22 protein-coding genes are annotated in these 20,318 nt (G+C 44.7%); 15 read left to right on the top strand and 7 right to left on the bottom strand.

The annotated features are described in order from the left end of the window. Positions 1–6 precede the first annotated feature (6 nt). The 7 genes from K8U60_RS02560 (at position 7) to pepF (ending at position 8,275) form a co-directional block, all read left to right on the top strand. Positions 7–1,062, top strand: coding sequence for an ABC transporter ATP-binding protein (locus K8U60_RS02560; protein WP_223633918.1), 1,056 nt, complete (start codon positions 7–9; stop codon positions 1,060–1,062). After that, positions 1,062–2,000, top strand: coding sequence for an ABC transporter ATP-binding protein (locus K8U60_RS02555; protein WP_223633916.1), 939 nt, complete (start codon positions 1,062–1,064; stop codon positions 1,998–2,000). Before K8U60_RS02560 ends, K8U60_RS02555 begins: the two co-directional genes overlap by 1 nt. A 311-nt stretch (positions 2,001–2,311) precedes the next feature. Then, positions 2,312–3,520 carry a putative glycoside hydrolase gene (locus K8U60_RS02550; RefSeq protein WP_223633914.1) on the top strand — a complete coding sequence of 403 codons (1,209 nt, stop codon included), beginning with the start codon at positions 2,312–2,314 and terminating at the stop codon, positions 3,518–3,520. A 425-nt stretch (positions 3,521–3,945) separates the two neighbouring features. Next, positions 3,946–4,341: a transcriptional regulator SpxA gene (gene spxA, locus K8U60_RS02545; RefSeq protein WP_006829729.1), complete on the top strand. Its 396-nt coding sequence runs from the start codon at positions 3,946–3,948 to the stop codon at positions 4,339–4,341. A 245-nt stretch (positions 4,342–4,586) separates the two neighbouring features. Continuing rightward, on the top strand, positions 4,587–5,243 hold the full coding sequence (mecA, locus tag K8U60_RS02540; protein WP_223633912.1) for an adaptor protein MecA: 657 nt from the start codon (positions 4,587–4,589) through the stop codon (positions 5,241–5,243). 71 nt (positions 5,244–5,314) lie between these two features. Beyond that, on the top strand, positions 5,315–6,421 hold the full coding sequence (locus tag K8U60_RS02535) for a competence protein CoiA (protein ID WP_223633909.1): 1,107 nt from the start codon (positions 5,315–5,317) through the stop codon (positions 6,419–6,421). Positions 6,422–6,466: 45 nt separating this feature from the next. Beyond that, positions 6,467–8,275, top strand: a complete 1,809-nt coding sequence (gene pepF, locus K8U60_RS02530; RefSeq protein WP_223633906.1) for an oligoendopeptidase F — start codon at positions 6,467–6,469, stop codon at positions 8,273–8,275. Positions 8,276–8,871: 596 nt separating this feature from the next. Here the strand turns inward: pepF and K8U60_RS02525 are convergent. The 3 genes from K8U60_RS02525 to K8U60_RS02515 form a co-directional block, all read right to left on the bottom strand. Further along, the gene (locus K8U60_RS02525) at positions 8,872–9,669 is read right to left on the bottom strand and encodes a ClpXP adapter SpxH family protein (protein ID WP_223633903.1); all 798 of its coding nucleotides are present in this window, start codon (positions 9,667–9,669) and stop codon (positions 8,872–8,874) included. Beyond that, positions 9,666–10,064, bottom strand: coding sequence for a globin domain-containing protein (locus tag K8U60_RS02520; protein ID WP_223633900.1), 399 nt, complete (start codon positions 10,062–10,064; stop codon positions 9,666–9,668). Before K8U60_RS02520 ends, K8U60_RS02525 begins: the two co-directional genes overlap by 4 nt. A 102-nt stretch (positions 10,065–10,166) precedes the next feature. Further along, on the bottom strand, positions 10,167–10,757 hold the full coding sequence (locus tag K8U60_RS02515) for a CYTH domain-containing protein (protein ID WP_223633897.1): 591 nt from the start codon (positions 10,755–10,757) through the stop codon (positions 10,167–10,169). A 111-nt stretch (positions 10,758–10,868) separates the two neighbouring features. Here K8U60_RS02515 and K8U60_RS02510 point away from each other — a divergent pair, with 111 nt between their 5' ends. The 4 genes from K8U60_RS02510 to K8U60_RS02495 are packed head-to-tail and all read left to right on the top strand — an operon-like array spanning position 10,869 to position 13,641. After that, positions 10,869–11,258: a UPF0738 family protein gene (locus K8U60_RS02510; RefSeq protein ID WP_223633894.1), complete on the top strand. Its 390-nt coding sequence runs from the start codon at positions 10,869–10,871 to the stop codon at positions 11,256–11,258. Positions 11,259–11,279: 21 nt separating this feature from the next. Beyond that, a complete protein-coding gene (locus K8U60_RS02505; protein ID WP_223633893.1) occupies positions 11,280–11,957 on the top strand; it encodes a GTP pyrophosphokinase in 678 nt (225 codons plus the stop codon). Next, positions 11,954–12,760: an NAD kinase gene (locus tag K8U60_RS02500; protein ID WP_223633891.1), complete on the top strand. Its 807-nt coding sequence runs from the start codon at positions 11,954–11,956 to the stop codon at positions 12,758–12,760. Before K8U60_RS02505 ends, K8U60_RS02500 begins: the two co-directional genes overlap by 4 nt. A 5-nt stretch (positions 12,761–12,765) precedes the next feature. Next, positions 12,766–13,641, top strand: coding sequence for an RluA family pseudouridine synthase (locus K8U60_RS02495; protein WP_223633888.1), 876 nt, complete (start codon positions 12,766–12,768; stop codon positions 13,639–13,641). On the opposite strand, the gene prpE is transcribed toward K8U60_RS02495, so the two are convergent. Beyond that, positions 13,638–14,375, bottom strand: a complete 738-nt coding sequence (gene prpE, locus K8U60_RS02490; RefSeq protein WP_223633885.1) for a bis(5'-nucleosyl)-tetraphosphatase PrpE — start codon at positions 14,373–14,375, stop codon at positions 13,638–13,640. The two genes, K8U60_RS02495 and prpE, sit on opposite strands and share 4 nt — an antisense overlap. A 101-nt stretch (positions 14,376–14,476) precedes the next feature. Between prpE and mgtE the strand changes: the two genes are divergently transcribed. After that, on the top strand, positions 14,477–15,847 hold the full coding sequence (gene mgtE / locus K8U60_RS02485; protein WP_223633882.1) for a magnesium transporter: 1,371 nt from the start codon (positions 14,477–14,479) through the stop codon (positions 15,845–15,847). Positions 15,848–15,926: 79 nt separating this feature from the next. Beyond that, positions 15,927–16,697, top strand: a complete 771-nt coding sequence (fabI, locus tag K8U60_RS02480; RefSeq protein WP_223633880.1) for an enoyl-ACP reductase FabI — start codon at positions 15,927–15,929, stop codon at positions 16,695–16,697. A 58-nt stretch (positions 16,698–16,755) separates the two neighbouring features. Here the strand turns inward: fabI and K8U60_RS02475 are convergent, their stop codons facing one another. From K8U60_RS02475 to K8U60_RS02465, 3 genes are all read right to left on the bottom strand, one after another. Beyond that, a complete protein-coding gene (locus K8U60_RS02475) occupies positions 16,756–17,190 on the bottom strand; it encodes a GNAT family N-acetyltransferase (protein ID WP_223633877.1) in 435 nt (144 codons plus the stop codon). Next, the gene (locus K8U60_RS02470; RefSeq protein ID WP_223633875.1) at positions 17,191–17,709 is read right to left on the bottom strand and encodes a YjcG family protein; all 519 of its coding nucleotides are present in this window, start codon (positions 17,707–17,709) and stop codon (positions 17,191–17,193) included. It abuts the gene before it with no gap. 72 nt (positions 17,710–17,781) lie between these two features. Beyond that, positions 17,782–18,504, bottom strand: coding sequence for an alpha/beta hydrolase (locus K8U60_RS02465; RefSeq protein ID WP_223633873.1), 723 nt, complete (start codon positions 18,502–18,504; stop codon positions 17,782–17,784). Positions 18,505–18,608: 104 nt separating this feature from the next. Between K8U60_RS02465 and K8U60_RS02460 the strand changes: the two genes are divergently transcribed. After that, the gene (locus tag K8U60_RS02460; protein ID WP_223633871.1) at positions 18,609–19,193 is read left to right on the top strand and encodes a phosphatidylglycerophosphatase A family protein; all 585 of its coding nucleotides are present in this window, start codon (positions 18,609–18,611) and stop codon (positions 19,191–19,193) included. 125 nt (positions 19,194–19,318) lie between these two features. Continuing rightward, entirely contained in the window at positions 19,319–20,305 is a 987-nt protein-coding gene (locus K8U60_RS02455; protein WP_223633869.1) for a TAXI family TRAP transporter solute-binding subunit, read from the top strand. Positions 20,306–20,318 lie beyond the last annotated feature (13 nt).

Genomic DNA, 20,318 nt, shown 5'->3' with positions numbered 1-20,318 from the left:
TTGATAATGGAGAAAATCTTACAAGTAAAAGACCTTGAGCTTTCTTTTAACACCCAAGCCGGGGAAGTTAAAGCGATACGAGGGGTTAACTTTGATCTATATAAAGGCGAAACTTTAGCGATCGTTGGAGAGTCGGGTTCAGGCAAATCTGTTACGACAAAATCCATCATGCGTTTGTTGCCTGAAAGTTCAGCTGAATTCAAAAACGGCGAAATCCTTTTTGGCGGCCGTGATCTGACGAAGTTGAGCGACAAGGAAATGCAGAAAATCCGTGGAAAAGAAATCTCGATGATTTTCCAAGATCCGATGACTTCCTTGAATCCAACAATGCCGATTGGCCGTCAATTAACAGAACCTTTGTTAAAGCACCAGAAAATCAGCAAAAATGAAGCGAAAAAAGTAGCGATCGATTTGCTGCGGCTGGTCGGTATGCCGAAACCGGAATTGCGTATGAAACAATATCCACACCAATTCTCAGGCGGTCAGCGCCAGCGTATCGTTATTGCTATCTCACTTGCCTGCAATCCGAAAATCTTGATTGCAGATGAGCCGACGACTGCACTTGATGTTACCATTCAAGCACAAATTCTGGAATTGATGAAAGACTTACAGAAGAAAATTGATACATCCATTATCTTCATCACACATGATCTAGGTGTCGTTGCAAACGTAGCAGATCGTGTAGCGGTGATGTACGGTGGGAAAATCGTTGAAATCGGCACGGTTGATGAAATCTTCTACAACCCACAGCATCCTTATACGTGGGGCTTGTTGAGTTCGATGCCGTCATTGGATACGGAAGATGCGAAATTGTATGCGATTCCTGGAACTCCTCCTGATTTATTGGACCCGCCGAAGGGGGATGCTTTTGCGCTTCGAAGTGAATATGCACTAAGCATTGATATGGAGCAAAATCCTCCATTCTTTAAAGTCAGTGATACTCATTCGGCTGCTACATGGTTACTGCATCCGGATGCGCCACAGGTGGAACCGCCTGTAACTGTCATTGAACGAATGAAGAAATTCCCGGGAAGCAGATATTATGAAGGGGGCGCGGTGTAATGGCTGAAAAATTACTGGAAATCAAAAACCTTAAACAGTATTTCAATATCGGTAAAGCAAACGAAGTCCGCGCGGTGGATGATATCAGCTTTGACATCTACAAAGGTGAAACTCTCGGATTGGTTGGCGAGTCCGGCTGTGGTAAATCCACAACCGGCCGCTCCATCATCCGTTTATACGATGCAACTGATGGTGATGTTTACTATGAAGGTGAAAATGTCCACGGCAAAAAGTCCAAGCAGGATTTGAAGAAATTCAACCGCAAAATGCAGATGATTTTCCAGGATCCATATGCTTCATTGAACCAGCGCATGAAAGTAATGGATATTATTGCTGAAGGCATCGATATCCATGGCTTGGCAAAAAACCAGACAGAACGCAAAAAGATGGTTTATGATCTGCTGGAGACAGTCGGCTTGAACAAAGAGCACGCCAACCGCTATCCGCATGAGTTCTCAGGTGGTCAGCGCCAGCGTCTTGGAATCGCCCGTGCTTTGGCTGTAGATCCGGATTTCATCATCGCTGATGAGCCGATCTCTGCATTGGACGTTTCCATCCAGGCGCAGGTCGTCAATTTACTGAAAGAACTGCAAGAGGAAAAAGGATTGACTTTCTTGTTCATCGCCCATGACCTGTCGATGGTTAAATACATCTCAGACCGCATTGGTGTTATGTATTTCGGAAAGTTAGTGGAATTGGCTCCTGCTGAAGAATTGTACAATAACCCATTGCATCCTTATACGCAATCCTTATTGTCGGCAATTCCGCTGCCGGATCCGAACTATGAGCGTAACCGGGTCCGTAAATCTTACGACCCTGCCGTTCATGATTATAATAAAGCTGATGATGTTCGGATGAGAGAAATCAGTCCAGGGCATTTCGTACAATGCTCAGAACGTGAATTCGAATCCATTAAAGCGTCATCTTTGACCAAATGATAAAAGAACGATGTCCTTACGGGCATCGTTCTTTTTTTAGCTTGAATAAGGTCTCGGTCGCAAGTCGAATTCTATTTATCCTCGCTTGTTGAATGACAGTCAAAACTATTTCGCACCCTTATGATTTTCTTATTTCAATTAGTCAGATAAATGATAGAATGGAAGAACAATGAATGATGAAAATCACCGTCAAGGAGCTTCTCGAACCACTTTGAGGGTTAACAATCAAATCGGGCTTTTACGGTCAGTAATCCTTCTTCTAGTCGGAGGAGTAGTTTGGCTGTTAAAGCAGGATAAAGGGGTGCAGTGGAATGGTGAAATCGTGGAAATTGGCAGCGATTTGTGCAGTGAGCTTTAGTTTGATGAGTGCTGAAAATGGTTATGCAGCCGAAGGGGACAAGGCACCGGATTTTACACCGCGGACTTATCATACAGTTGAACTTGACTCGAAAGTGCTGGCGTCTTCGCAACTATATAAATTCGACTCTGGTCTGGACTTCAACTATCCGGATGCTGTTCGGGGGATTTTTGTGACAGCGCATTCTGCCGGAGGAGAACGGTTCGATTCGTTGATCAACCTTATTGATCAAACAGAACTGAATGCGATGGTCATCGATATAAAAGAAGATGTTGGCCACCTGACATACATACCTGAAGAAGGATCGGCCTTGGCAGAGCTTAATATAGGCCAACCTTTCATAAAGGATCCAAGAGCAATGTTGGAAAAATTAGAAGAAGAAGAGATCTATCCAATCGCCCGTGTGGTGGTTTTTAAAGATACTGTATTGGCGGAACAAAATCCGGAGTTGACGTTTATGGACGGAGACCAGGTATGGAAAAACAATGGTGGAGATGCATTTGTCAATCCATTTTTGCAAGAGGTATGGGATCATAATGTTCAAGTTGCCATCGAAGCAGCGAAGCTAGGGTTCAAGGAAATCCAATTTGACTACGTCCGCTTCCCAGAAGGGTTCGAACACCGTGCGGATGATTTAAGCTACTCGCTTGGCGACTATGCAGAATCAGATGCTGATCCTGTGCAGAGAAGAGTGGAAGCGGTGACTGATTTTGTGGCATATGCTAGAGAACAATTAGAGCCCTATGGAGTGGAAGTCTCTGTCGACATTTTCGGCTATGCTGCCACTTTGCCGGAAGCACCGGGCATTGGCCAGAACTTTTCCAAGATCTCTGAAAATGTAGATGTTATTTCATCCATGATCTATCCAAGCCACTGGACTTCTTATTTTGGAATTGCCAAACCGGATTTGGAACCCTATAATCTGGTAGCTGAGTATGCGAAGGTGGAAAATCAGGTCTTGGCCGCTTTAGACAATCCGCCAGTTTCACGGCCGTGGCTCCAGGATTTCACAGCCAGTTACCTGGGGGCAGGCAATTACAAGCGGTATGGAAAAGCAGAAGTGGAAGCACAGATCAAAGCTTTGAATGACCAGGGGATAGAGGAGTTTCTTCTATGGAACGCCGGCAATTCTTATACAGAGGGCGTAGACTATACACCTTGATTGCTTCTCAAAGAATGCGCTTTAGAGAAGGCTTGGGGATATCCGGAAATCGATGTAGCCATTGAAAATAATTCATCTGTTTATATTGTTGTTCTTAATGAAACTATTTTGATTCTGAAACGTAGTATATAAGTGTACTAACTATTTTCAAAAAGAAGAAGTAACTGAGAATAATTAATTTTAGTTTGGAAGTTTACGACAGATGATAAAGGGGTAAATTTAGAATGTATAGCTATAAAAGTATAAAGAATATATAGCTAATATGTGACAAAAAGCTCGTTTTCTAAATTTTTTATTGAGATACACTATTAAATTGATCCCATACATTGTATAATGAATGTAGAGCCTCTAAACTATAATGATTCTAATTTGAGAAAAGTACTACACGAAGTTTTCATGAATCCGAAAGGAAGTGCTCCACTATGATGGTTACATTATTTACTTCTCCAAGCTGCACATCTTGCAGAAAAGCAAAAGCTTGGCTTGAGGAACACGAAATTCCATATACAGAACGCAATATTTTCTCTGAACCATTGACAATCAGCGAAATTAAAGAAATCTTACGTATGACTGAAGACGGCACAGATGAAATCATCTCTACCCGTTCTAAAATATTCCAAAAATTGAATGTAGATGTTGAAAGTTTACCGCTTCAGCGTTTATATGAGCTAATCCAGGAGCATCCAGGATTACTGCGCCGTCCGATTATTATGGACGAAAAACGCCTGCAGGTGGGCTACAACGAAGATGAAATCCGCCGCTTCCTACCACGTAAAGTTAGAGCATATCAATTGCTTGAAGCTCAGCGAATGGTCAACTAACAATAAGTACACTAGCTGTCCGGTCTTTATGGTATTTCATAAGAGATCCTGGGGCAGCTTTTCTTTATCTTAAATTAGTTGCATAAATCAGTTAAGTGAATTAAACTCTATGTACTTGTAACTTGTCTTAGGGGATAGGCATAAACTTTTTCTTTATCTATGAAAGAAGTTATACTTGTTTAAAGTAATACAGCACGGCTCTGAGGAATGTTCTCTTAGTCCAAACCGTAAAGGAGAGGTGTAAAATGGAAATAGAACGTATCAACGACAACACAGTTAAATTTTACATTTCCTATCTCGACGTTGAAGAGCGAGGGTTTAGCCGTGACGAAATCTGGTTTAACAGAGATAAGAGCGAAGAGCTTTTTTGGGAAATGATGGATGAAGTCAACGAAGAAGCCGATTTCGTAATGGAAGGTCCACTTTGGATCCAAGTCCAGGCGATGGATAAAGGTCTTGAAGTAACCGTAACACGTGCTCAATTAACTAAAGATGGGCAAAAGCTTGATTTGCCTGATGATATAGAAGAACGCCGCAAAATGTTTGCAAGTGAAGATGCGGTTACGCCGGAGTTTGATGAATTCGAACCGGTCTTTGATGAACCTGACGTTAAGAAACTTGAATATACATTTGTCTTCTCGGAAGTGGAGGAACTGTTGCCGATTGCGCGCCGCTTAATGTACGTGCCAATTGAATCAGCTGTCTACCATTTCGAGAACAAGTATTACCTCTACACAAGTTTTGATGAGATTCTTCATTCAGAAGAAGACATCAAAAACAATGTCAGCATCATCACTGAATATTTGCGTATGTCACCTGTCACTGTTCACCGTCTTGAAGAATACGGCAACCGTATTTTCAAAGAAGACGCGCTCTCAAATGTCTTGCATTATTTTGGATGAGATCTCCTTTACGGGAGGTCTTTTTTTTATTGCCAAAACTTCTTTCCTTCCATAGAATGGAAGAAAGGAGAGTGAACAATATATTAGTGGCCAAAACGAAGCAACAGGAATTGTTTTATTTAACCGGAAGGTATGCACGAAAAGAACTTCGGGAAATTCGTTCGCGCGAGCAGTTTTTCTGCCCTTCCTGCCAAGCTCCGCTGCTTTTGAAAATCGGAGAAATCAACATCCCTCATTTCGCACATAAAAGTCTTACAGACTGCGACCATTTCAGCGAACCTGAATCCTCTTTACATCTACACGGAAAACTTCATCTTTATCATTTCTTCCAACAATTAGACCTCAATGTTGAATTAGAGAAACATCTATCAGCGATCCGGCAACGCGCAGACCTTTTGGTCGACGGGCACTATGCGATTGAGTTTCAATGCAGCACCATTCCAGCCACACAGCTTAACCAGCGTTCTGAAGGCTATCGGCTGCTTGGTATGCAGCCAATCTGGATAAAGGGCTTAAAACAGCCTTGCCGTGAAGAAATTGGGATTGTGCCTTTAAAATCCTTTGAAATTGCGATGCGGCAACAGAGCGGTCCGATGTCCTTTATCCTTTTGTTCCATCCGCCCGGAAACCGGTTTTATTATCATTCGAATTTGTTTTATATCAGCCCGAATCGTTGGGTGGGGAAAACCAAATCGATTCAGTCAGCCCGGCAGGTTTTTCCATTCGCGATTCCAAAACGTTTGACCAAAGAAGAATTCAGGAGCGTAATGGGAATTTTTCAGAATGTAAAGCGCCAGTATATCCGCAATCAGCTGTACACAGAAAATCGGATCAAAAACAAGTTTTGCCGCTTGTGCTATGAACTGCGGATAGATGTGGCGGATGTGCCTGATTTGTTTGGAATTCCGATGTTGGGCGCTGAATGTATGAAGTCTCCAGCGGTAGTGTGGCAATTGCAGACTGTCGCTGCTTGGGAGAACGGCATCTCCATGGAAGCGCTGGTCGCTTCCGGAAGAGTGCCCCTAATGAATCCAGATGTAACAGGCCAGGCATCATCGCTCATGACAGAGTATCTGGGCCTATATTTGTCGTTCAACAATCTGGATTCGACCGATTCGAAGCTTTTGGACAGCGCTTATGATATCTATTGCAAAAACTTGAGAAAATTGAGAAAATAAGGTGTAGTTCGTTTCCCGAAAGAACGGGACAGAGGAGGAAGCTAAATGGTTAACAAAGTATTGACGAGAGAAGAAGTTCCAACAGAATTGACTTGGAGATTAGAAGATATATTTGAAACCGATGAGCTTTGGGAAAAAGAGTTCGTTGAAGTCGCTGCTTTAGGAGATAAAGCGGAATCGTATCAAGGGAAATTGCAAGAAAGTGCTGAAGCTCTTTATGAGGTACTGGTGTATAAAGATGAGTTGACGGAGCGCATGAGACGTCTATATACGTATTCGCATATGCGTTACGATCAGGACACCACCAATTCAAAATACCAGGCTATGGACAGCCGGATTAAGTCATTATTTGCGAAAGTATCAGCTGGCTTGTCATTTCTGACGCCTGAAATTCTAGCTTTGGAGGAATCCGTGCTGAATGACTGGATAGCCGATCATAAAGGCTTGAGCTTATACAAACAGGCGCTCGAGGAATTGAATTCACTGCGTCCGCATGTTTTGCCTGCAGAGCAGGAATCGCTGCTTGCTCAAATGTCAGAAGTGAGCAGAGCCTCTTCAGAGACATTCGGAATGCTGAACAATGCAGATCTTGAATTTCCGGAAATAGAAGATGAATCAGGGGAAAAAGTGCAGATTACGCATGGCAACTATATCCGGTTCCTTGAAAGCAAAGATCGCCGCGTACGCGAAGATGCATTTAAAGCAGTTTATGCAACCTACGGCAAATTCCGCAATACGTTTGCTTCTACTTTATCAGGCAATATTAAACGCGATAACGTCGAAGCGCGTATCCGGAAATTTGATTCTGCCCGCCAGGCGGCTTTAGCTGATGACCATATTCCGGAAGCAGTGTACGATAACCTGGTGGAGACCGTCAACAATAACCTCCACCTATTGCACCGTTATGCAGCACTGCGCAAAGAAGTCCTGGGAATCGACAAGGTTCACATGTGGGATTTGCATACCCCTCTAGTCAAAGAAGTGAAAATGGAGATTCCATATGAAAAAGCCACTGGCATCATGCTCAAAGGGCTTGGAGCACTTGGAGAGGAATATGTAGGCATCGTCAAAGAGGGCATCGACAATCGCTGGGTGGACGTGAAAGAGAACAAAGGAAAACGCAGTGGAGCTTACTCTTCGGGGGCGTACGGAACCAATCCGTATATCCTGATGAACTGGCAGGACAATGTAGACAACCTGTTTACGCTGGCGCACGAATTCGGCCACAGTGTCCATAGTTACTATTCACGCGCAAACCAGCCATACGTCTATGGAGATTACTCGATTTTCGTAGCGGAAGTCGCTTCGACGACCAATGAAGCCTTGCTGAACGAATACATGGTGAAGTCCACAGAAGACGACCAGGAGCGCATTTACTTGTTGAATCATTGGCTTGATGGATTCCGCGGAACGGTATTCCGCCAGACCATGTTTGCTGAATTCGAACACCTGATGCACAAAATGGATCAGGACGGGGAAGCGTTGACAGCCGATCGCTTAACTGAAGTCTATTACGAATTGAACCAAAAATACTTTGGGCCGGACGTGGCGGTCGATGAAGAAATCGGTTTAGAGTGGGCACGGATTCCACATTTCTACTATAATTATTACGTCTTCCAATACGCCACAGGATTTAGTGCAGCTACAGCGTTGAGCAAAGGGATCCTTGAAGAAGGTCAGCCCGCTGTTGATCGTTATATCAATGAATTCCTGAAAGCGGGAAGCTCGGACTATCCGATCGAAGTGCTGAAAAAAGCAGGGGTCGACATGACGCAGTCAGAAGCTGTTGAAGAAGCCTGTAAAGTATTCGAACAAAAGTTAAACGAACTTGAAAAGCTATTGTTGAATAAATAAAATGGAGGCAGAAGCTGATTTTATAGATCAGCTTCTGTTATTTAGTTATTTTGAAATAATTAAATGGAAAATGGAGATAGCAATAATAAGCTTAATTATGACGAATTTGTGAAAGTCCTTGTGAATTATTGCATTAACTATTATCCCGTGATAAGATTACGTTGTGAAATAAATCACATACAAACATACACCCCTTTGTTTGAGCGTGAACATTTCTCCCATCCCCTTTGTGTAATATAGAAAGGCGCCTTCCGGACGTGGAAGGCGCCTTTCGCTTTGGGAAGAGAAAAGCGGAAGTGCCCGTTTAGAACCGACAGGCTTAAGGCAGTTTGCCGAAGCGGCGTTTTGTGCCGCACAGGCAAATTGACTTAAGACCCCGAGGTTCTGGGCGCTGTAGCTGGACAAAGAAAAGCGTAAGCACCCATGTTGTTGCGAGGATATGAACAAGAAGATTATTCCAATTAAATGGATATACTTTCTGGTTCTTTCTAAATACTTTCTAATTCAAGCCAAATACTTTCCGCTAAAAGTGAAATACTATCCAAAGCTAAATCCAAGCCAAAAAAATAACCTGTCTCCCACAAAGGGGAGGCAGGTTATTTTACTTTCCATAAAGTTTCTTTCGGCATACAGATGCGTTCCAACTTTTGTTGAAGAACTTGTTTCTTCAGCTCGCATTCTGCAGTCTGTTCGGAAATATTGTATATAGAAGCAATTTCTTTGGTTGCCATGGTCGAAAATTTTGTGAAGAGATCATCTAAAGGCGGTGGGGTTTGCCGATTCAGGCTTTCTTCCCCCATCATTTCCTGTAAAATTGTTTGGTACACATCGTATGAATAAAGTCCGGATATTTTGACGCCTTCATCTTCAATACATTCGTTGAAGAATACAATGCTGGGTACTTCAGTGATTTCCATCTCACGAGTAATCTGTAAATCGCATTGAAAAGCTTTTGCGGTATGTACAGAATGGAAATCCGTTTTGAATTCTTCCTGATCCAGCTCTGCTTCCTCCGCAATTTCCAGCAAGACACTGTAAGAAGAGACGTCCTTTGACTGAAGGAATAGATGCTCCTGTAATTTGTGCAGGAAGCGGTTTCCAGATCGTTTTCCCTGAAGTTCTGCAGCTTTGATGGCAACAGAAGGCAACACAGGGTGAGTTAAGTTATCGGTATCGATATTAGCTGAAAGCGTTGCTTTGTTTAAGTTGAATAATTGTGTGCTCAACACGATGCGCATGGAAAAATAATGGCCGTATTCAATCTGTAGCTTCCGGATGACAGCCTGAAGCTCCCAACATTCCGGGTTCAAAGGATCTACAAAAACATACAGTTCCATTGGTTTGAAAGAATTCGCAGGCTCACGAATTTCTTGAGCCAGGTCCAGGTTGCTCACTCCAACTCCTCCTCACTGTCAGACGCATTGATCATATGATGTGCAGTTAAAACAAGCCGATTGTATAAAGTCTCACGGAATTTTCCGCTCAACCCCACTTCGTCCATTGCTTCACTCATACACTCAAGCCAAGCCTGAGCTCTAGCAGGTGTAATGGCGAATGGGTTATGTCTTGCCTTTAATCTCGGATGTCCATGTTCTTCTGAATAAATATTCGGTCCACCTAAATATTGGGTTAGGAATTGTTTTTGTTTACGGGCGGTTTCTGAAAGATCATTTGGGAAAATAGGCTGCAGCTTTGGATGTGCCGCTACGCGAGCATAAAATGCATCGACTAACTGTGATAATCTCTCCGCACCAATCTCTTCGTACGGAATAATCGGTTTTCCAGTCATCATCGTGTCTCCTTTGCTTTAGCTGTAAATTCATTCTAACAACGCAGCTTGAATATCTCAACCAAATCGATTGTGAAGTTTACAAAATTTAGGCTTCCAAAACTATTGGCCAGCAGTACGTGGAGTAGCTGAATCCATGAAGCGCGCAATTTTCTTTCGTGCTGGACGTACGGGAATCCCTTGCTGCTGCAGGAAATTCAAGAAATCTTCATGGCCGGTTTCCGCGTCTGCCACTTCGAATTCCAACTCGAAATCTTCATGGCCATTGTATTCGGAATGGTCGATCACCAAAAGGCCACCGAGATATTCGAATTCCACACGGTGTGTGGTCAAGGTTCCGATCGGCTTCAATGCAGTCAGCGGTATTTCAAGTTCTCGAAGGGCTAAAGATACTTCGGTTGCTTCGAAGGTTTCCAGTTCAAGCATCCGGCGCGCTTGTTCTTTGGTCAATTTATCGGTGATTTCATAATGTCCGACTGGAGCAGGAACTTTTAAGGTGCATTCAAAGCGGCCGCTTTTATTGCGGATCCGCAAGGCACTGAGCTGCTCTTTCAGCCGGAAATTAGCGGTATCGAAATAATGGTTATGCTGGGTGATGGGGCCGTCATGAAGAGCGGCGAAATCTTCCAGCAAACGTTTATACTCTTCTTTGGTCAACATGTTCTTAAATTCGATTTCGAGTTCTTTTGTCATAGTGAACACCTCTCTGTTAACTTCATTATCGGATAGTTTAGTGCAAACTGCAACGAATGGCAGAGCTGTGTTAAAATATCATTATCAAGAAGCCAGAAAGGAAGTATTGATTTGCATAAATTAGTGGCAGTAAACAGAACTGAAATCAATGACGATAAAATTGAATTCTTCATCGAAGAAACTGAACCGGCCGAAGCAATTGAAGCATCTGGCCAAATGTTGACGGATTCCGACAATCAGGCGTTTGTCTATTTGTTGGATACGGGTACAGAATATATATATGTTCAATTTGATATACATACATGGCCAGCGATGACCAAGGCGCTGCAGCTGAAAAAAGTTCCGCTTCTTACGTGGGGCAAGCAAGTCATGCCCTTGGCAGATTTCCACGAAGAGCTATGGATGCTGGTGGAAAATATAGAAGGCAACGACAATTACGGGGAAGCTTTCCGTACCGCTGTAGAACAAGCATTTCATGAGGCACTTGCTTCACGATCTTGAAAGAAGTGAGGAGGACCGGAAATGGGTCAATGGAATCGATTTTTAGCACCATATAAACAGGCAGTGGATGAATTGAAGGTTAAATTTAAAGGGATGCGAAGCCAGTTTGAGAATGGAAATACAAATTCACCGATCGAGTTCGTGACCGGGCGCGTCAAACCTTTAGCGAGCATCTACGACAAAACCCTGGAAAAAGGCATTCCGTTTGAGCCTTCCGAAGAGCTTGCCCATCAATTGCAGGACATTGCCGGAATTCGAATGATGTGCCAGTTTGTCGGGGATATTGAAACCGTAGTCGGCCTGTTGCGGCAGCGCAAAGACTTGCGGATTGTGGAAGAAAAAGATTACATCTCCCAGGAAAAACAGAGCGGCTATCGCTCTTACCACGTGATTGTGGAATATCCGGTCCAAACCATCAATGGTGAGCAGTTGATTTTGGCGGAAATCCAGATTCGTACACTGGCTATGAATTTCTGGGCATCGATTGAGCATTCCTTGAATTACAAATATAAAGGTGTTTTTCCGGAAGAGATTAAGAATCGGTTACAGCGTGCAGCGGAAGCCGCATTCCAATTGGATGAGGAAATGTCCCAGATTCGGGATGAAATTCAGGAAGCACAAGCTTATTTCACCGAATTCAAGGAATCACCCGGAACACATTTCCGAGCCGATAGAGAGGGAGGTCGATCAGAAAGATGAAATTTTATATTATATCGAGAAGCGACAAATTATCCAACAAGTTGATGGCCACTGCCAGGGACTACCTGGAGGATTTCGGAATGGAGTGGAATGAGGAGTCTCCGGATGTCGTCCTGTCGATTGGCGGAGACGGCACCTTGCTTCATGCGTTCCATAAATACAGCGAAAAACTCGCGGATGTCGCCTTTGTCGGGATACATACAGGCCATCTTGGCTTTTATGCCGATTGGAAGCCGATTGAAATTGAAAAGCTGGTTTTATCGATTGCCAAAAAAGAATTTGAAGTAATCGAATACCCCTTGCTGGAAGTCAGTATCCATTACCAGAACCTCGATGAACCAGCTGTTTATCTGGCGTTGAACGAATCGACAGTGAAGTCTCCGGATGTCACATTGGTCATGGATGTCTTTTTGAACGAAAGTCATTTTGAACGCTTTAGAGGAGACGGCCTGTGCATGTCCACTCCTTCGGGGAGCACAGCCTACAATAAGGCGCTTGGCGGTGCCATCATCCACCCGTCACTTCAAGCGATGCAATTGACGGAGATGGCTTCCATCAATAACCGGGTTTTCCGTACAGTTGGATCACCGCTGGTTCTGCCTGGCCATCACCGTTGTGCATTACGCCCGGTGAAAGCACCTGACTTCATGGTCACGGTCGATCATCTGCAGCTGCTCCATAAAGATGTGAAATCAATCGAATACAAAGTAGCCAGCGAAAAAGTTCGATTTGCAAGATTCCGCTCATTCCCATTCTGGCAGCGTGTCCATGATTCCTTTATCGACAGCGAGCTTTCAGATTGAACGCCATGAAACCTTTTCAACTGACGTATACTGCTGAAGCCCAGAGCCTGCTCCGTGAAGCATTGGGGCAGTGGGGCATCTCCAAACGAACACTCGCTTCCGTAAAGTACGGAGGCGGACAGATTTTAGTGAATGGTGCAGAAGTAACGGTCAGGCATGCCTTGGAAAAAGGTGATGCTGTGACCGTTATTTTTCCGAATGAAGAACATGGAAAAGGGCTTGTTGCAGAAGACGGGAAACTGGACATCGTCTACGAGGATGATGCACTGCTGATTGTTGAAAAACCGCCGCTGCAAAATACGATCCCCTCCCGTGAACATCCTTTCGGCAGTCTGGCCAATATCGTTGCCAAGCATTTCAATGACCATGGCATTCCGTCGACTCTGCATATCGCGACTCGGCTGGACCGGGATACATCCGGCCTTGTATGTATCGCAAAAAACCGCCATATCCATCATATAATCTCCATGCAGCAGCAGGAGAAAAAGATGAAACGGCGGTATGAAGCGCTGGTGCATGGACAAATAGACAAAGACGAATTTACCATAACTGCACCCATCGGGCGTAAGAATCAGAGCATCATTGAACGGGAAGTCCGCAACGATGGCCAATTTGCAGAAACAGAAGTCCGTGTGCTCCGGCGACTGGAAGGCTATTCGCATATCAACCTGCAATTGAATACCGGCAGAACCCATCAGATCCGTGTCCATTTAGCCCATATCGGCCATCCCTTGGTAGGGGACGATTTGTATGGCGGCAAGAGGGATCTATTGGAACGTCAGGCGCTCCATTGTACGGAATTGGAATTGTTCCACCCGGTTTCAGGAGACAAACTGTTCTTCAGTTCTTCATTGAATAAAGACATGCAGTCGCTGGTTTAACTGTAGATGTGAAAGCGGTCGGGTTGATACGGCTGCTGGGAAGGGACAGAAACGATTTCTTTTTCAGGAAAGCGGAAAGCCGTCAAGGAACCGCCGAACACGCAGCCGGTATCGATGTTGACGGTGCGGTTGACGAAATAAGGTTCGGCTGTCGGTGTATGGCCATACACCACCCATTTTTGGCCTCTATAGGATTTGGCCCAATCCCGCCGGACAGGACGGCCATCAGCATGGAATCTTCCGGTGATGTCGCCATATAGGACAAATACCGCGATGCCTTTGCTGAGCGGTTTGCCGATCATTTCGGCTTTCAAGCCGGCATGGGCGACAATCAGGTCATTTTCAAGCTGTTGATAATGCGGCAGCTGTTCATAGAAATGGATATAGCGTTTTCGGAATTGCTGCCTTTCCGGTTTCGGCAGCTGCTGCCATTCATCTACAGTCACCTCCAAGCCATGTGTCAGCTGGACATCGTTCCCTTTAAAGTAACGGAAAAGTTTATTGCAATGATTTCCAGGGGAATAGTAGAGGATGCCTGCGTCCTGCAATGCAAACAATAATCTCAGGACATTGAGGGACTCAGGGCCACGGTCCATGGCATCGCCGACAAAAGCGAGTTTCCGGTTTTCCGGATGGATGAACACATCGCCTTGCTTTTCGTAGCCTAAACGGGCAATGAGCTGCAGCAGCTCCTGATAGCAGCCGTGAATATCCCCGATAATATCGTATTTCATTTTACACACCTCTTTGTTTTGGAGTTTACTATACATAAGCATGGTGTAGCGTATAGACTACTATAGCAAGCAGAGAGAATCTTCGAAAGGAGGGAGTATACATGATGGAAGAAAAAGTAGTACGTGATGAAGAATTGAATGATGCATTGTTTACTGAATTGCTTATACGCGGAGATGTAAAAGAATTCCGCGATGAGTTTTTATCGCACCATCCATACGACCAGGCAAGTTTTTATGAAAAGGCGGATTCGGAGACCAGGCAATTGCTTTATCAGTATCTCTCTCCTAAAGAGATGGCGGATATTTTTGAAGCTATTGAATTGGATGATGATGACTACGAAGATCTCTTCCAAGAGATGGACGCGCGTTACGCCTCCGATCTATTATCCTATATGTATACGGATGACGCGGTCGATGTCTTAAACGAACTGAATAAAGAACAAGTCGCCAGTTACTTGACGATCATGGACAAAGAGTCGGCGCAGCAAATCAAGGACTTGCTGCATTACGAAGAATATACTGCCGGTTCCATTATGACCACGGAATTTGTAGCGATACCGAAAAATTCAACGGTCCGATCTGCGATGAATATTCTTCGCAATGCCGCTCCGAATGCGGAAACCATTTACTATGTTTTTGTCATCGATGACGATAAAAAACTGTCTGGCATCGTGACCTTGCGTGACTTGATCCTTGCAGAAGAAGACACGCTGATCAAATCGATTATGAATGACCGTGTTGTCAGCGTCTCTGTCAGTGAAGATCAGGAAGAAGTGGCACGGATGATCAAGGATTACGATTTCCTGGCCTTGCCGGTTGTCGATTTCCAACATCATCTGCTCGGCATCATCACGGTCGATGACATCATTGACGTGCTGGAAGAAGAAGCATCGGACGATTATTCCAAACTGGCAGCCGTTTCTGATATGGATACGTTCGACAAAGGATCGTTCACCGCAGCAAAAAAACGTTTGCCGTGGTTGATCCTGTTGACCTTCCTTGGCATGCTGACCGCCAATTTGATGGGAATGTTCGAAGCGACGTTGGATCAGGTGGCCTTGCTTGCTGTCTTTATTCCGCTGATTGCCGGAATGGCTGGAAACAGCGGTACCCAGGCTTTGGCTGTAGCAGTTCGAGGAATCGCAACAGGCGATATCGAAGAGCAAAGCAAAATGAAGCTGTTGTTCCGGGAAGCCGGGACAGGACTGATTACCGGTATTGTCTGCGGTGTTGTCGTCGTTGGTCTGGTTTACTTCTGGAAAGGCGAGTTGCTGATCGGTGTATTGGTCGGAACGGCTGTTTCAAGTTCTATTTTTGTAGCGACATTGGCCGGTTCGTTCATCCCATTATTGATTCATCGGATGAAAATCGACCCTGCTGTTGCTTCAGGTCCTTTTATCACCACTTTAAACGATATCATTTCGATTTTGATTTATTTAGGCTTAGCAACTACGTTCCTGAGCAGCCTCTAGAAAAGTGCGAATTGCACTTTTCTTTTTTGTGAGGTATTATTAGTACCAGGTAATAATAACAGACGCAGGAGGAATGGACATGTCAATATCATTAAAAGGAAAGACTTTCGTCATTATGGGAGTAGCCAACAAGCGGAGCATTGCTTGGGGAATCGCACGTTCTTTGGATCAATCTGGTGCAAACCTGATTTTTACGTATGCAGGTGAACGTTTTGAAAAATCTGTTCGCGATTTGGTGGCGACATTGGATGGCAACCACGAGTTGATCCTGCCATGCGACGTGACAAATGATGAGGCTGTCGCTGAATGCTTCACGGCCATTAAAGAACAGGTAGGTACGATTCACGGACTGGCGCATTGCATCGCTTTTGCGAAGAACGAGGAATTGGCCGGCGATTTTTCAGATACATCAAGAGACGGGTTCCTATTGGCACAAAATATCAGCGCCTATTCATTGACCAATATCGCGAAAAATGCAAAGCCATTGATGACAGAAGGCGGCAGCATTGTAGCGTTGACGTATATCGGCGGCGAGCGCGTAATGCCGAATTACAATGTCATGGGTGTAGCAAAAGCTTCTCTCGAAATGTCGGTCCGTTACTTGGCGGCAGATCTTGGAAGACTCGGCATCCGGGTCAATGCGATTTCATCGGGTCCGATACGTACCCTATCATCAAAAGGGGTCAGCGATTTCAACTCAATCCTGCATGAAATCGAAGAAAAAGCACCATTACGCCGCAATACCACTCCTGAAGAAGTGGGCGATACAGCTGCTTTCCTGTTCAGCGACATGTCGCGCGGTATTACAGGCGAAACCATTCATGTAGACAGCGGATACCACATCCTTTAAAAACACCAAAAAGCAGATCAGCCGATTTATCGGTTGATCTGCTTTTTGATTTAGACTATTATCCGGCAACGACTTTCTCCATCGATTTGTGGGGAATACCGGCGTCCATGAATTCATCGGATGTGATTTCATAGCCGAGCTTTTCATAGAAGGCAAGTGCATGGGTCTGGGCATTCAATTTCAGTCTGAATAGCCCATGTGCCCGTGCATATTCTTCCATCTCGTTCATCATCATGACACCGATCTGTTGTCCGCGGTATTCGGAAAGTACGCATACGCGCTCAACTTTGCCAAGTCCGGATTCCACTTCCCGGATGCGTCCGGCAGCAATTGGCTGCGCAAGCTGGTAACCGACGAAATGGATTGCACTGTCATCGTATTCATCCATTTCGATGTGGATCGGAACTTGTTGTTCCTCCACAAAAACTTTTCTGCGGACATCGAAAGCCTGTTCTTTTTCTAATTGGTTTTCAGCAATTTTTACTTTCAGCACTTACTGATCATCTCCAGTTAATCGGAATGTCTCGTACACGGTCCATGAACCATCTTCCAATTGATAGAGCAGGTGTATACGGTCAATAATTTCTTCATGTTCAATGCCGACCATTTTTAGTTGGCCATAAACATCGGCGTGTTCTGTATCGGACAACTTCTGCCCAATGGTGATATGGGGGACGAAAGAATGTTTCGGCATACCGCCGAAGAAATCTGAATGCAGGTCTTCGTGTAAGTCAGTAATTTCAGCATTCGGTTCCACTTTGAAGTACAGGGTATTGGTAACCGGAGAAAACGTGCTGACACGCGTAGCGTGCAATTTGAACGGTTTTTGTCGCTTGGCGATATTCTGCATTTCTGCTGCTACATCTTTTATTTTAGATGCATCCGCCTCAAATGGATCTTTCAATGTCATATGAGGGGTAATCAGTTCATAATGCGGATCATAACGTTTCCGGTACGAATTGGCGAGATCCTGCAATTTTTTTGAAGGAAAAGCTGCAACTCCATATTTCATCCTAACGACCTCCTTGTCTGTAATAACCATTTCTATCTTAGTGCCAATTATGCCCTGGAGCACCACCAGCCTCTACATGCCGAAGTTCTGAATCAATGCACGCCGCAAATCGGGCTGCCAATGTCTCCAAGTGTGGTCTCCTTCAAATTCTTCATAAAAGATCGAAAACCCTTTATTTTTCATTAAATTATTTAATTTCCGGTTTGGTCCGACAAAATCCTCGGTTCCGCCGTTGCTTAGTTTGACAGCTGTTTCTTCCTTTCCGATGACATGATAAACGGTAAAGGAATTGGCCGATTTAAATGCTTCCACTGCTGTGAGCATTTCATCTCCCACTTTAGGTGATTGCAGGATGACGCGGCCGAAAATGTTAGGATATTTTAAAGCAGCCATTAAAGACACGGTCGCTGCAAGCGAATCCCCGATTAATGCACGGCCCATGCCTACTTGATAGGTCGGGTATTTTTCGTCCAGGAAGGGAACCAGTTCGTGCGCCAAAAAACGCAGATAGGCACCATGCTGTTCGCCGGTCGGTTCGTATTTTTTGTTCCGGTCAGCTACGCTCTTGTAAGGAACACCGATCACGATGATGTTTTCAATTTCCTGATTTTCCAATAGCTCATCCACCACCCGTGGAATTCGTCCTAATTGAAAATAGTCTTTGCCGTCAGAAGCGATGACCAGCGTATATTTATATAAGGGCGAGAAATTGGAAGGAAGATAGACAAGCAATTGCATGTCTTCTTGAAGTTCCTTGCTGTAGATGGATAAATCTTCTACCTTTCCAGTAGTCATTGATAGGCCTCCTCTAGAGTTTTGTAAGAAAATTGTACCATAATGAATCGACAAGGTATAATGGGAAAAGAACACCAATTATATAGAGGGAAGGGGTTTTTGATATGGATGGCGGAAGATTTCGAGTACACTCAGACGACGTGACAAAAGCAACGCACGAAGCACTGGAGCGCAGAGGAGTCACCAATGAAGACATAGCCAAAATTGTTTTGGATATGCAGCTGCCTTTCAATGAGGGGCTGAAGATTGAACATTGCATGGAATCGGTTGAAAGTGTTTTGCGTAAACGCGAAATGCAGCACGCCCTTCTGGTAGGGATTGAATTGGATGAATTGGCAGAGCAAGGGAAATTATCCCGCCCGCTCCAGCAGATCGTGGGATCGGATGAAGGGCTCTTCGGTGTCGATGAAATGATTGGGCTGGGAGCAGTTTTAACATACGGCAGCATCGCCGTGACCACATTTGGCCACTTGGACAAAAACAAAACAGGTATTATCCATAACCTGGATACAAAATACGGTGGCCAGGTCCACACATTCCTCGATGATTTAGTAGCAAGCGTCGCAGCGTGTGCATCTGCCCGCATTGCCCACCGGACACGTGATCTTGAAGAGCAGGGCAGAACATTTGAAGATCTGGCTCCGGAAGACACAGCTCCTGAAACCCATGTAGAAGGTGCTGAAACCTGATTATTTTTCTGAATGTTCCCGTTGTAAGCGGTTGTATTTACTGAAATGCATTGAAACTAGTAAGAAAGACATGCTATTATGAAGTTGGAACACGGAATACTATTATTGAAAAGGGAGGTCACTTTATGTTGAAAAAGAAATTTGGTTTATTTGCTGCAGTAACTCTTGCAGGATCTGTATTTTTGGCAGGTTGCGGAGATGATGCAGCTACTACAGAACCCGAAGGAGAAGGCGAAGGCGGGGCTTCTGATCCTGAATTCCTCAGCATCCTGACAGGCGGAACGACAGGTACTTATTATCCACTTGGCGGCGCTATGGCGACGATCATTGAAAACGAAACAGGTTTGGATACCACGGCTGAAGTTTCACAGGCTTCTGCTGCGAACATGACGGCACTTGCCGATGGCGCTGCACAGATCGCATTCGTGCAAACGGATACAGCTTTCTATGCTGCTGAAGGATCGAACATGTTCGAAGGCGAAGTGATCGATACCGTTTCTGCAATCGGTGCACTTTATCCGGAGACGATTCAATTGGTTACGACTGCGAATTCCGGTATTGCTTCTTTTGATGACTTGGCAGGCAAAAGCATCTCTGTTGGTGCCCCTGGATCCGGGACTTATATTAACGCTGAACAATTATTGGAAATCCATGGTATGACAATGGAAGATATCGATGCACAGAACCTTGACTTCGGTGAGTCGCAGGAAAGTCTGCAATCAGGCCAGATTGACGCGGCATTCATCACTGCAGGAACTCCGACTGGCGCAGTCGAAAGCCTTGGAGCTACTTCAGACGTTGTCATTGTCCCTGTAGAGCAGGATAAAGCTGACGAACTGATCGAGAAATATCCATATTATGCCCATGACGTTGTACCATCCGGCATCTACGGCTTGACTGAGGAAGTTCCAACTGTCTCTGTTCTCGCGATGCTAGTGGTTCAGAACGACCTTTCGGAAGATCTTGTCTACGACATCACGAAAGCGATCTACGAAAACACAGATCAAATCCAGCATGCAAAAGCTGAATTTATCAAAGCTGAAACAGCTCTTGATGGAATCGGAATCGACATCCACCCAGGAGCTCAGAAGTATTTCGACGAAGTAAACTAATTGAATGAGCGAT

Origin of the sequence: Planococcus circulans (assembly GCF_020023385.1) — a bacterium.
GTDB lineage: Bacteria > Bacillota > Bacilli > Bacillales_A > Planococcaceae > Planococcus.
This window is presented reverse-complemented; position numbering and strand designations above follow the sequence as displayed.